A 12,419-nucleotide genomic window follows, 5' to 3' on the forward strand; every position below is an offset into this window, starting at 1 on the left:
AGGTTTCGTGCACAGTAAAGCGCATTGATCGCCTTTCGACGTTTATCCACAAAAAAAGACACGTCTTTACGCCAGCAATGAAAAAGCCCCGCACCCTTTCGGATGCGGGGCTCTGGAATCGACCCTGCCCGGCGCGCTTGGCTTGTGGCCTGCGCCGGGCCCAAGCCTATTCTCAGGCCAGCGCTTCGGCCGGCTTGCCCAGCAAACGGTCGCAGACCACGGCCACGGCCAGGGTCACCACCGAGGGGACCAGCCAGGCCAGGCCTTGCTCGCTCAGTGGCAGGTGCGACATCGCATCGGGCAGCACGGACGCAAGGCTGGTGCCCTTGATGGCGTCAATCATGCCGAACAGCAGCGAGACAGCCATGACCGGTGCCAGGATGCGGACTTGGGAGTTCCACAGATCCTTGCAGAAGCTCAGGCCCACTACCACGATGCACGGTGGGTAAATCGCGGTCAGTACCGGGATCGAGAACATGATCAGCTTGGTCAGGCCCAGGTTGGAAATCAGCAGCGAAAAGCCGCAGAGGATCACCACCAGGGTGCGGTACGACAGCGGCAGTACCTGGCTGAAGTACTCGGCACAGGCGCAGGTCAGGCCAACCGCCGTGACCAGGCACGCCAGGGCAATCAGCACCGCAAGAAAGCCGCTGCCCAGGGAGCCGAAGGTGTGCTGTACATACGCATGCAACACCGCTGCACCATTGGTCGCGCCAGCGGCGATTTCATGGCTGCTGGCACCCAGCCGGAACAGGCTGATGTACACCAGTGCCAGGCCGACACCAGCGATCAGGCCGGCGATGATGGCATAGCGGGTGATCAGCCTAGGCGACTCGACGCCGCGGGAACGGATGGCGTTGACGATAACGATGCCGAATACCAGGGCACCCAGGGTGTCCATGGTCAGGTAACCATTGATGAAACCTTGGGAGAACGCCGAGGCCTGGTAGGCCGGCTCAGCGTCACCGCTGGTGCCGGCTGGCAGCATGAAGGCGGCAATGCCCAGCGCAGCCAGGGCAATGATCTTTAGCGGCGCCAGGAAACGCCCCACGGTGTCCAGCAGCTTGCCGGGGTACATCGACACCGCCAGCACAATCACGAAGTACACCAGGCTGTAGAGGAACAGCGCTGTCGGGCTTTCACCCGTCAGTGGGGCCACACCTACTTCAAAGGAGACCGTCGCCGTGCGCGGGGTGGCGAACAACGGGCCGACCGACAGATAGCAGACTGCAGCCAACAGGCCGCCAGCGACTTTGCCGATAGGACTGCTCAATGCGTCCATGCCACCGCCGACCTTGGCCAGGGCGACCACGGTGATGACCGGCAGGCCTACCGCCGTGATCAGAAAGCCCAGTGCCGCCATCCATACATGAGGACCGGACTGCAGGCCGACGATCGGCGGGAAGATGATATTGCCCGCACCGACGAACAACGCGAACGTCATAAAACCAAGCGCCAGGATGTCCTGGCCTTTCAACACTTTCATTAAGGAAATACCACACTTCTGAAATCGGGATTTAGAGAGGGATTTCCCCTTGGGTGAGGGAAAATGTAGCCCGTCCGATGAGACCGGCCCTTTAAAGCATGCCCGAACCCTTTTGGGGTGCGGACACGAAAGTGGAGACAGTGTAACCAAGTTGCACCGGCTACGCACCGCAGACTGACGAGGTGTCCGATGTGCGCATGTGATTGTCGCGAAAGTGACACGACAAAAAGGTACTACCTGGTACAACCACTGGAAGGAGCGGCCTTGTCCCGCGATCAGCGATCCAGAAAGCACAAAGGCCACCCGAAGGTGGCCTTTGTGGCTGGAGCGAAGTGTCAGCCGAAGCTTACTTCTTCACTTCCCAGCCAGTCAGCTCGGCCAGGGCCTTGCCGATGTCTGCCAGCGAACGCACGGTTTTCACACCAGCGTCTTGCAGCGCAGCGAATTTCTCGTCTGCAGTGCCTTTGCCGCCGGAGATGATGGCACCAGCGTGGCCCATACGCTTGCCCGCAGGAGCGGTCACACCAGCGATGTAGGAAACCACAGGCTTGGTAACGTGTGCTTTGATGTAGGCAGCCGCTTCTTCTTCAGCCGAACCGCCGATCTCACCGATCATGACGATCGCTTCGGTCTTCGGGTCTTCCTGGAACAGCTTCAGGATGTCGATGAAGTTGGAGCCTGGAATTGGGTCACCGCCGATACCAACGCAGGTGGACTGACCGAAACCGGCGTCAGTGGTCTGCTTGACGGCTTCATAGGTCAGGGTGCCGGAACGCGAAACGATACCGACCTTGCCTGGCAAGTGGATGTGACCTGGCATGATGCCGATCTTGCACTCGCCCGGAGTGATGACGCCTGGGCAGTTAGGGCCGATCAGGGTAACACCCAGCTCGTCGCACTTGACCTTGGCATCCAGCATGTCCAGGGTAGGAATGCCTTCGGTGATGCAGACGATCAGCTTGATACCGCCGAAAGCAGCTTCCAGGATCGAGTCTTTGCAGAAAGGAGCCGGAACGTAGATGACCGAAGCGTCAGCACCGGTAGCCGCAACGGCTTCTTTGACGGTGTTGAACACTGGCAGGCCCAGGTGAGTGGTACCGCCTTTGCCTGGGGTCACGCCGCCAACCATCTTGGTGCCGTAGGCGATGGCTTGTTCGGAGTGGAAAGTGCCCTGCGAGCCGGTGAAGCCCTGGCAGATGACTTTGGTGTCTTTATTGATCAGGACGCTCATTACTTGCCCTCCGCAGCTTTGACAACTTGTTGAGCAGCGTCGGTCAGGCTGGTTGCCGCAATGATGTTCAAACCGCTTTCTGCCAGTACTTTAGCACCCAGTTCAGCGTTGTTGCCTTCCAGGCGAACAACAACCGGTACCTTAACGCCGACTTCTTTCACAGCGCCGATGATGCCTTCGGCAATCATGTCGCAGCGAACGATGCCGCCGAAGATGTTGACCAGAACGGCCGCAACATTGCTGTCGGACAGGATGATCTTGAAGGCTTCGGTAACGCGCTCTTTGGTAGCACCACCACCTACGTCGAGGAAGTTGGCTGGCTTGCCGCCGTGCAGGTTGACGATGTCCATGGTACCCATGGCCAGGCCAGCACCGTTGACCATGCAGCCGATGTTACCTTCCAGGGCCACGTAGTTCAGCTCGAAGCTGGCAGCGTGGGCTTCACGAGGATCGTCCTGGGACGGGTCGTGGAAGGTTTTCAGCTTAGGCTGACGGTACATTGCGTTGGCGTCGATGTTGATCTTGGCATCGAGGCAGTGCAGGTCGCCGTCGGCCTTGATGACCAGCGGGTTGACTTCCAGCAGGGCCAGGTCGTGTTCCTGGAACAGCTTGGCCAGACCTACGAAAATCTTGGCGAACTGTGCAACTTGCTTGCCTTCCAGACCCAGCTGGAAAGCCAGTTCACGACCCTGGAATGGCTGAGCGCCAACCAGTGGATCGATAGTAGCCTTGATGATCTTCTCAGGAGTGTCGTGAGCGACTTTCTCGATGTCCACGCCACCTTCGGTGGAGGCCATGAACACGATGCGACGGCTCGAACGGTCGACTACAGCGCCCAGGTACAGCTCTTTGGCGATGTCAGTGCAGGATTCGACCAGGATCTTGGTCACTGGCTGACCGTTGGCGTCAGTCTGGTAGGTCACCAGACGCTTGCCCAACCACTGCGCAGCGAACGCCTTGGCGTCTTCCTTGCTGCGAACCAGCTTGACGCCGCCCGCTTTACCGCGACCACCGGCGTGAACCTGGGCTTTGACAACCCACTCGGTGCCACCGATCTTGTCGCAGGCTTCTGCTGCAGCTTCAGGGGTGTCGACTGCGAAACCCTTGGATACTGGCAGGCCGTATTCAGCGAACAGCTGCTTACCCTGATACTCGTGAAGATTCATGCTTTTTACCGTCTTCGTTAGGTACTGCGCTTCGGCGCTGCGCTCTTTCAGAGTGCCGCGCCACCTGTGACCACTTGCCCCCGGTATGCTCCGGGAGTTCGAGTCCGGCGGACGTTCCGCGGTGAGTCATGCACGCAAGACTCACGACGGGCTGCCCGCCGTGGTTTCTTATTGTTTAACGCTTCTTACGGTTGGCTACGTGGATGGCACCGCCATTCACAGCCAGCGCGGCTTCATGCAGCGCTTCGGACAGGGTCGGATGGGAGAAAACCATCATGCCCAAGTCTTCGGCGCTGGTGCCGAATTCCATTGCGATTGCACCCTGCTGCACGAGTTCTGCAGCCGATGGGCCAATCACGTGTACACCCAGGACGCGGTCGGTCTTGGCATCGGCGATGACCTTGACGAAACCACCGGTGTCGTTGGCCGCCATCGCACGGCCGCTGGCCGCGAACGGGAAGGTGCCCACGTTAACCTCAACGCCTTCAGCCTTCAAGGTCTGTTCGGTTTTGCCGACCCACGCGATCTCTGGGTGGGTGTAGATAACCGATGGGATCAGGTCGTAGTTCATCTGGGCTTTGTGACCCTTGATGCGCTCGACGACCATGATGCCCTCTTCCGAGGCCTTGTGAGCCAGCATCATGCCACGAACCACGTCACCGATGGCGTAAACGCCCGGTACGCTGGTCGCGCAATGATCGTCGACGAAGATGAAGCCACGCTCGTCGATGGTCACGCCGCTGTCGGCAGCCAGCAGATCAGTGGTCACTGGACGACGGCCGACCGCAACGATCAGCTTGTCGAAGGTGATTTTCTGTTCGCCGTTGGCGTCGGTGTAGGTCACTTCGACTTCAGCGCCGTTGACCTTGGAACCGGTGACGCGAGCGCCCAGCTTGATGTCCAGACCTTGTTTGGTCAGGGTCTTCAGGGCTTCCTTGGAGACAGCAGCGTCAGCGGCCATCAGGAAGGTGTCCAGGGCTTCCAGAACGGTGACTTCAGCACCCAGGCGAGCCCAGACCGAACCCAGTTCCAGACCGATGACGCCAGCACCGATAACGCCCAGGCGCTTAGGTACCGATTGGAATTCCAGGGCGCCTGTGGAATCGACGATGACGTTCTGGTCGACCGGAGCCGGAGGAATGTCGATCGGACGCGAGCCGGAAGCCAGAATCACATTCTCGGCTTCGATGATTTCGGTGGTGCCGTCAGCCTTGGTGACTTCGACTTTCTTGCCAGCCAGCAGTTTGCCGTGGCCCTGGATCGAAGTAACGCCGTTGGCCTTGAACAGGGTGGCAACGCCGCCGGTCAGATTCTTGACGATACCAGCCTTGCGGCCAACCATCGCAGCGACGTCCATCTTGACTTCGCCGGTGGAGATACCGTGGACGTTGAAGCTCTCTTTGGCTTCCTTGTACTTCCAGGAGCTGTCCAGCAGCGCCTTGGATGGAATGCAACCCACGTTCAGGCAGGTACCGCCGAGGGCCAGTTTGCCTTCGCCGTCAACATACTTCTCGATACAGGCAGTCTTCAGACCGAGCTGCGCAGCCTTGATAGCAGCTACGTAGCCGCCAGGACCTGCGCCAATCACTACCACGTCGAATTTCTGGGTCATAAAAGATTCCTTTTAGCTTCAAGCCACAAGCTGCAAGCGGCAAGACGACCGGCTTCTGAGGTGAAGCCTGTCGCTTGCAGCTTGCAGCTGTTTTTTAGATGTCCAGCAGCAGACGAGCCGGGTCTTCCAGCAGGTTCTTGATGGTCACCAGGAAGGTCACGGCCTCTTTACCGTCGATCAGACGGTGATCGTAGGACAGCGCCAGGTACATCATTGGGCGGATCACGACCTGACCGTTAACGGCCATAGGGCGCTGGATGATGTTGTGCATGCCCAGGATAGCGGCCTGTGGCGGGTTGACGATCGGGGTCGACATCATCGAACCGAAGGTACCACCGTTGGTGATGGTGAAAGTACCGCCGGTCATTTCGTCGATCGACAGTTTGCCGTCACGGGCTTTCTTGCCGAAGGTGGCGATGCCGTTCTCGATTTCGGCCAGGCTCATCAGCTCGGCGTTACGCAGAACAGGCACGACCAGACCACGGTCGCTGGAAACGGCAACGCCGATGTCCGCGTAGCCGTGGTAGACGATATCCGAACCGTCGATCGAGGCGTTGACAGCCGGGAAGCGCTTCAGTGCTTCGGTGGCCGCCTTGACGAAGAACGACATGAAGCCCAGGCGTACGCCGTTGTGGGTCTTCTCGAACAGGTCCTTGTACTTCGAACGCAGGGCCATGACTTCGGTCATGTCGACTTCGTTGAAGGTGGTCAACATGGCCATGTTCGACTGTGCTTCGACCAGACGCTTGGCAACGGTGGCACGTACGCGAGTCATCGGTACACGCTTCTCGGTGCGGTCACCAGTGGCGACAACAGGAGCGGCGGCAGCAGCGGTAGGTTTGGCGGCTGGAGCGGCAGCCGGAGCGGATTTCTTCGCTTCGATGGCAGCTACAACGTCTTCCTTGGTGATGCGACCGTCTTTACCGGTGCCCTTGATGCTGTTCAGGGCGATGCCGTTCTCTTCAGCCAGCTTGCGGGCAGCTGGCGCGCCAATGGCGTCTTCGTCCGAAGCAGCAGCGGCTGGAGCAGCAGCGGCAGCCGGAGCGGCGGCAGCGGCTGGAGCGGCGGCAGCAACACCGCCCTCCTCGATCGAACCCAGGACTTCGTCGGACAGGACAGTTTCGCCCTCGCCCTTGACGATTGCGCCCAGCACGCCGTCAGCGGTAGCCAGTACTTCCAGGACAACCTTGTCGGTCTCGATGTCGACGATCAGTTCGTCACGCTTGACGGCTTCGCCCGGTTGCTTGTGCCAGGTGGCAACGGTGCCATCGGCAACCGATTCCGGGAAAGTAGGGGCTTTGATCTCGATAGCCATTATCAGTGGTTCCTTAAATTCGGTTTCTAGTGCGCGATGGCATTAAACAGTGAAGGCATCTTGCAGCAGTTTTTCCTGCTGCTCGGCGTGCATCGAAGCGTAGCCACAAGCAGGTGCTGCCGAGGCATCACGGCCCGCGTACTCCAGAACCAGTTCTTTATTGTGGCGGGTCAGGATACGGCGCATGTGGTGCTGGCTGCTGTACCAGGCGCCCTGGTTCATCGGCTCTTCCTGGCACCACACCACATCCTTGAGATTGGTGTACGGCGCGAGGATCTCGACCAGATCGTCCTCAGGGAATGGATACAGCTGCTCGATACGCACGATGGCGATGTCTTCGCGGCCTTCGGCACGGCGTTTTTCCAGCAGATCGTAGTAGACCTTGCCGCTGCACAGGACCAGGCGAGTGACCTTTTTCGGATCGAGGGTATCGATTTCCGGGATCACGGTCTGGAACGAGCCTTCGGCCAGTTCTTCCAGGGTCGAGATGGCCAGCTTGTGGCGCAGCAGCGACTTCGGTGTCAGTACGATCAGCGGCTTACGCAGCGGACGGATGACCTGGCGACGCAACAGGTGGTAGATCTGAGCCGGCGTGGTCGGTACGCAGACCTGGACGTTGTGCTCGGCGCACAGCTGCAGGTAACGCTCCAGACGTGCCGAGGAGTGCTCAGGCCCCTGCCCTTCATAACCGTGTGGCAGCAGCATGGTCAGACCGCACAGACGGCCCCACTTGTGCTCACCGCTGGTGATGAACTGGTCGACAACCACCTGGGCACCGTTGGCGAAGTCGCCGAACTGGGCTTCCCAGATCACCAGCGCGTTTGGCTGGGTGGTCGAGTAACCGTACTCGAATGCCAGTACCGCTTCTTCGGACAGGAACGAATCGTACAGGTCGAAACGTGGCTGACCTTTATAGAGGTTCTGCAGCGGGATGTAGGTGCTGGCGTCTTTCTGGTTGTGCAACACCGCATGGCGGTGAGAGAACGTGCCGCGACCGATATCCTGACCCGTCATACGAATCGGGTGACCTTCGAATGCCAGGGTGGCGTACGCCATGGTTTCGGCGTAACCCCAGTTGATCGGCAAGCCACCGGCCTGCATCTTCTGGCGGTCTTCGTAGATCTTGGAGACCTGACGCTGAACCACGAAGCCTTCCGGCAACTCCAGCAGCTTGGCCGACAGTTCCTGCAGGGTCTTCAGGTCGAAGCGGGTGTCATGACGCGCGGTCCAGGCATGACCCAGGTACGGACGCCAGTCCACGAACAGCTCTTTGTTCGGCTCTTTGACCAGGCTCTTCACTACGTGCAGGCCGTTGTCCAGCGCATTGCGGTACTCGTCGACCTTGGCCTGGACGCGGTCCAGATCAAGACGGCCGGCCTGGATCAGGCTGTCGGCGTACAGCTCGCGCGTGGTGCGCTGCTTGGAGATCTGCTGGTACATCAACGGCTGGGTGCCATTCGGCTCGTCGGCCTCGTTGTGGCCGCGACGACGGTAGCAGACCAGGTCGATAACCACGTCACGCTTGAACTGCATGCGGTAGTCGACGGCCAGCTGGGTCACGAACAGAACGGCCTCAGGGTCGTCACCGTTAACGTGCAGGATCGGCGCCTGGATCATCTTGGCGACGTCGGTGCAGTACTCGGTGGAGCGCGAGTCCAGCGGGTTGCTGATGGTGAAACCAACCTGGTTGTTGATCACGATGTGCACGGTACCGCCGGTCTTGAAACCGCGGGTCTGCGACATCTGGAAGGTTTCCATCACCACGCCCTGACCTGCGAATGCAGCGTCACCGTGGATGGAGATCGGCAGCACCTTGTCACCAACGGAATCGTTGCGACGGTCCTGACGGGCACGTACCGAACCCTCTACCACTGGCGAGACAATTTCCAGGTGCGAAGGGTTGAACGCCATGGCCAGGTGGACTTCGCCGCCGGCAGTCATCACGTTGGACGAGAAGCCCTGGTGATATTTAACGTCACCGGAACCCAGCTCGACCTTCTTCTTACCTTCGAACTCGTCGAACAGGTCGCGCGGGTTCTTGCCGAAGGTGTTGACCAGCACGTTCAGACGGCCACGGTGGGCCATGCCGATCACAACTTCCTTGGTGCCATAGGAACCGGAACGCTGAATCAGCTCGTCCAGCATCGGAATCAGGCTTTCGCCGCCTTCCAGGCCGAAACGCTTGGTGCCCGGGTATTTGGTACCCAGGTACTTCTCCAGGCCTTCTGCTGCGGTCACACGCTCGAGCAGGTGGCTCTGGATATCTGCCGAGAAAGCCGGGCGCCCACGAACGCTCTCCAGACGCTGCTGGAACCAGCTGCGTTGCTCGGAGTCGACGATGTGGGTGAATTCGGCGCCAATGGTGCGGCAATATGTCTGCTGCAAAGCGTCGAAGATTTCGCGTAGGCTCGCTTCCTCTTTGCCGATGAACAGGTCGCCGGCACGGAAGGTCGTATCAAGATCGGCATTGGTCAAGCCGTAGTGATTGATCGACAGGTCTACTGGCGCAGGGCGCTGCCACAACCCCAGGGGGTCGAGCTTAGCGGCTTGGTGGCCGCGCATACGGTAGGCCTGGATCAGACGCAATACTTCAACCTGCTTCTTCTCGTGTTCACTGCTCACGCTCCCGGCGGAAACCGGTTGGGCGCGGCGCTGGTTCTTTGCCAGCAGTACGAAATGGTCGCGGATTGTAGAGTGCGATACATCGGTAGCGGTGCTGCCTTCGGCGGGCAACTTCTGGAAGTAAGTGCGCCACTCTTCTGGCACAGCGTTAGGGTCGTGCAGGTAGAGCTCGTAGAGCTCTTCCACATATGCAGCGTTACCACCTGAAAGGTGGGCGCTTTCCCACATGCGCTGCATCACGCTTTCTTGCATGCTTGGTCACCCTCGGTTAGGGGACGGATCGGCGAGAGCCACAGCAAGCCTGGAAAAGTCCTAATGCAGCGACCGAACCAAGCCACCAAGGATCCCACAGATTTTCCGGGTACCAGCCCGGAAGCCCCTGCTGGTCTCATATCTTCATAGGTAAAAGCTCGGGCTTTATGAGCCCTTGCTCGAGTTTCACCTTGGTGCGGGCAAAGGCCCGCACCTCGGCGTGCTACGGGTACAACACTTTTGAATCAGGTACCGCTTTGCAGCAGCATGTTACGTACGTGACCGATTGCCTTGGTCGGGTTCAGACCTTTAGGGCAAACGTTTACGCAGTTCATGATTCCGCGGCAGCGGAACACGCTGAACGGGTCGTCCAGCGAAGCCAGACGCTCCTGGGTCTTGGTGTCACGGCTGTCGGCCAGGAAGCGATAGGCCTGCAACAGTGCAGCTGGACCCAGGAACTTGTCAGGGTTCCACCAGAACGATGGGCAAGACGTCGAGCAGCAAGCACACAGGATGCACTCGTACAGACCGTCCAGCTTCTCACGCTCTTCAGGCGACTGCAGACGCTCGATGGCCGGAGCCGGCGTGTCGTTCTGCAGGAATGGCTTCACCTTCTCGTACTGCTTGTAGAAGATGCTCATATCGACGACCAGGTCACGAATCACCGGCAATCCAGGCAATGGACGGATGACCAGCTTGTTGCGCTTGACCACTGCCGACAGCGGCGTGATGCAGGCCAGACCGTTCTTGCCGTTGATGTTCATACCGTCGGAACCGCAAACACCTTCGCGGCAAGAACGACGATACGAGAAACCTTCATCCTGTTCTTTGATCAGCGCCAACACATCCAGCACCATCAGGTCTTTGCCACCGGTATCGACCTGGAACGTCTGCATTTTCGGCGCAGAGTCGGTATCGGGGTTGTAACGATAGACTTCGACTTGCAACATAGCGACCACCCCTTAGTAAGTCCGGACTTTTGGCTCGAAAGCCGGTACGGTTTTCGGCGCGAAGTTGACAGCGCGCTTGGCAACCCGCTTCTCGCCCGGGAAGTACAGGGTGTGGCACAGCCAGTTTTCGTCGTCACGGTCTTCGAAGTCTTCACGGGCGTGAGCACCGCGGGACTCTTTACGGACTTCTGCAGCAATTGCAGTGGCTTCAGCGACTTCCAGCAGGTTCTGCAGCTCCAGCGCTTCGATACGCGCGGTGTTGAAGGCCTGGGACTTGTCGTTGATTTTGACGTTGGCGATACGCTCGCGCAGCTGGGCCAGCTGCTCGATACCCTTCTGCATGTATTCGCCAGTACGGAATACACCGAAGTAGTTCTGCATGCAGCTTTGCAGCTCGCGACGCAGGGTAGCCACGTCTTCGCCGGTGTTGCGCTCGTTGAGCTTGTTCAGGCGGCTCAGGGCAACATCGATGTCGGTGTCGCTGGCGTCGAGGTATTCGATACCGTCGGTCAGCGCCTTTTCCAGGTGCAGGCCGGCAGCGCGACCGAAGACCACCAGGTCGAGCAGCGAGTTGCCGCCCAGGCGGTTGGCACCGTGAACCGATACGCACGCCACTTCACCTACCGCGAACAGACCTGGAATGATCTGGTCTTCGCCATTGGCGTCCTGGGTCATTGCCTGGCCATGAATGTTGGTGGCAACGCCGCCCATCATGTAGTGGCAGGTTGGAACGACTGGCACCGGGGCGACGACAGGGTCGACGTGAGCGAAGGTCTTGGACAGTTCACAGATACCTGGCAGGCGGCTGTGCAGTACCTCTTCACCCAAGTGGTCGAGCTTGAGCATCACGTGGTCGCCATCAGGGCCACAGCCGTTGCCGGCAATGATCTCTTTAACCATGGAGCGGGCCACAACGTCACGACCCGCGAGGTCCTTGGCGTTAGGCGCATAGCGCTCCATGAAACGCTCGCCGTGCTTGTTGATGAGGTAACCACCCTCACCACGACAACCTTCGGTAACCAGTACACCCGCGCCGGCGATGCCGGTTGGGTGGAACTGCCACATTTCGATGTCTTGCACCGGGACGCCTGCACGCAGCGCCATGCCGACGCCGTCACCGGTGTTGATCAGGGCATTGGTGGTGGATGCGTAGATACGACCTGCACCGCCGGTGGCCAGTACGGTGGCCTTGGACTTGATGTACAGGGTTTCGCCGGTTTCGATGCAGATGGCGATCACACCGACGAACGCGCCTTCCTGGTTCTTCACCAGGTCAACAGCGTAGTACTCGTTCAGGAAGGTGGTGCCTGCCTTCAGGTTGCCCTGGTACAGGGTGTGCAGCAGCGCGTGACCGGTACGGTCGGAAGCTGCACAGGTACGGGCGGCCTGACCACCTTTACCGTAGTCCTTGGACTGACCACCGAATGGACGCTGGTAGATACGGCCGGTTTCGGTACGCGAGAACGGCAGACCCATGTGGTCCAGCTCGAATACGGCTGCAGGGCCTTCTTGACACATATATTCGATAGCGTCCTGGTCACCGATGTAGTCGGAACCCTTGACGGTATCGTACATGTGCCAGCGCCAGTCATCGTTCGGGTCGGCCGAAGCGATGGCGCAGGTGATGCCACCCTGGGCCGATACGGTGTGCGAACGGGTCGGGAAAACCTTGGTGATCACGGCAGTCTTGTGACCGCCCTGGGCCAGCTGCAGCGCAGCGCGCATGCCGGCACCGCCGCCACCGATGATGATGGCGTCGAATGAAATCGTTGGAATGTTAGCCAT

The 12,419-nt window shown here is 59.5% G+C and carries 8 protein-coding genes; all 8 read right to left on the bottom strand.

Going from position 1 to position 12,419, the window contains the following annotated elements:
- Positions 1 to 172: 172 nt before the first annotated feature.
- The 8 genes from brnQ to sdhA all read right to left on the bottom strand — a co-directional run bounded on the left by brnQ (position 173) and on the right by sdhA (position 12,419).
- Positions 173 to 1,486 carry a branched-chain amino acid transport system II carrier protein gene (brnQ, locus tag ABVN19_RS14545; protein WP_028945350.1) on the bottom strand — a complete coding sequence of 438 codons (1,314 nt, stop codon included), beginning with the start codon at positions 1,484 to 1,486 and terminating at the stop codon, positions 173 to 175.
- A gap of 346 nt (positions 1,487 to 1,832) precedes the next feature.
- Positions 1,833 to 2,717 (bottom strand): succinate--CoA ligase subunit alpha, encoded by an 885-nt coding sequence (sucD, locus tag ABVN19_RS14550; protein WP_028945351.1) that lies wholly within the window; start codon positions 2,715 to 2,717, stop codon positions 1,833 to 1,835.
- Entirely contained in the window at positions 2,717 to 3,883 is a 1,167-nt protein-coding gene (gene sucC, locus ABVN19_RS14555) for an ADP-forming succinate--CoA ligase subunit beta (RefSeq protein WP_028945352.1), read from the bottom strand. Before sucC ends, sucD begins: the two co-directional genes overlap by 1 nt.
- A 175-nt stretch (positions 3,884 to 4,058) precedes the next feature.
- The gene (gene lpdA / locus ABVN19_RS14560) at positions 4,059 to 5,495 is read right to left on the bottom strand and encodes a dihydrolipoyl dehydrogenase (RefSeq protein WP_028945353.1); all 1,437 of its coding nucleotides are present in this window, start codon (positions 5,493 to 5,495) and stop codon (positions 4,059 to 4,061) included.
- A gap of 94 nt (positions 5,496 to 5,589) precedes the next feature.
- A complete protein-coding gene (gene odhB / locus ABVN19_RS14565; RefSeq protein WP_028945354.1) occupies positions 5,590 to 6,810 on the bottom strand; it encodes a 2-oxoglutarate dehydrogenase complex dihydrolipoyllysine-residue succinyltransferase in 1,221 nt (406 codons plus the stop codon).
- Between the two features lie 42 nt (positions 6,811 to 6,852).
- Positions 6,853 to 9,684 carry a 2-oxoglutarate dehydrogenase E1 component gene (locus tag ABVN19_RS14570; RefSeq protein ID WP_028945355.1) on the bottom strand — a complete coding sequence of 944 codons (2,832 nt, stop codon included), beginning with the start codon at positions 9,682 to 9,684 and terminating at the stop codon, positions 6,853 to 6,855.
- Between the two features lie 245 nt (positions 9,685 to 9,929).
- Positions 9,930 to 10,634: a succinate dehydrogenase iron-sulfur subunit gene (locus ABVN19_RS14575; RefSeq protein ID WP_028945356.1), complete on the bottom strand. Its 705-nt coding sequence runs from the start codon at positions 10,632 to 10,634 to the stop codon at positions 9,930 to 9,932.
- A gap of 12 nt (positions 10,635 to 10,646) precedes the next feature.
- A complete protein-coding gene (sdhA, locus tag ABVN19_RS14580; protein WP_028945357.1) occupies positions 10,647 to 12,419 on the bottom strand; it encodes a succinate dehydrogenase flavoprotein subunit in 1,773 nt (590 codons plus the stop codon).

Origin of the sequence: Pseudomonas vranovensis (assembly GCF_040438935.1) — a bacterium.
In the GTDB taxonomy this organism is placed as follows: domain Bacteria; phylum Pseudomonadota; class Gammaproteobacteria; order Pseudomonadales; family Pseudomonadaceae; genus Aquipseudomonas; species Aquipseudomonas vranovensis.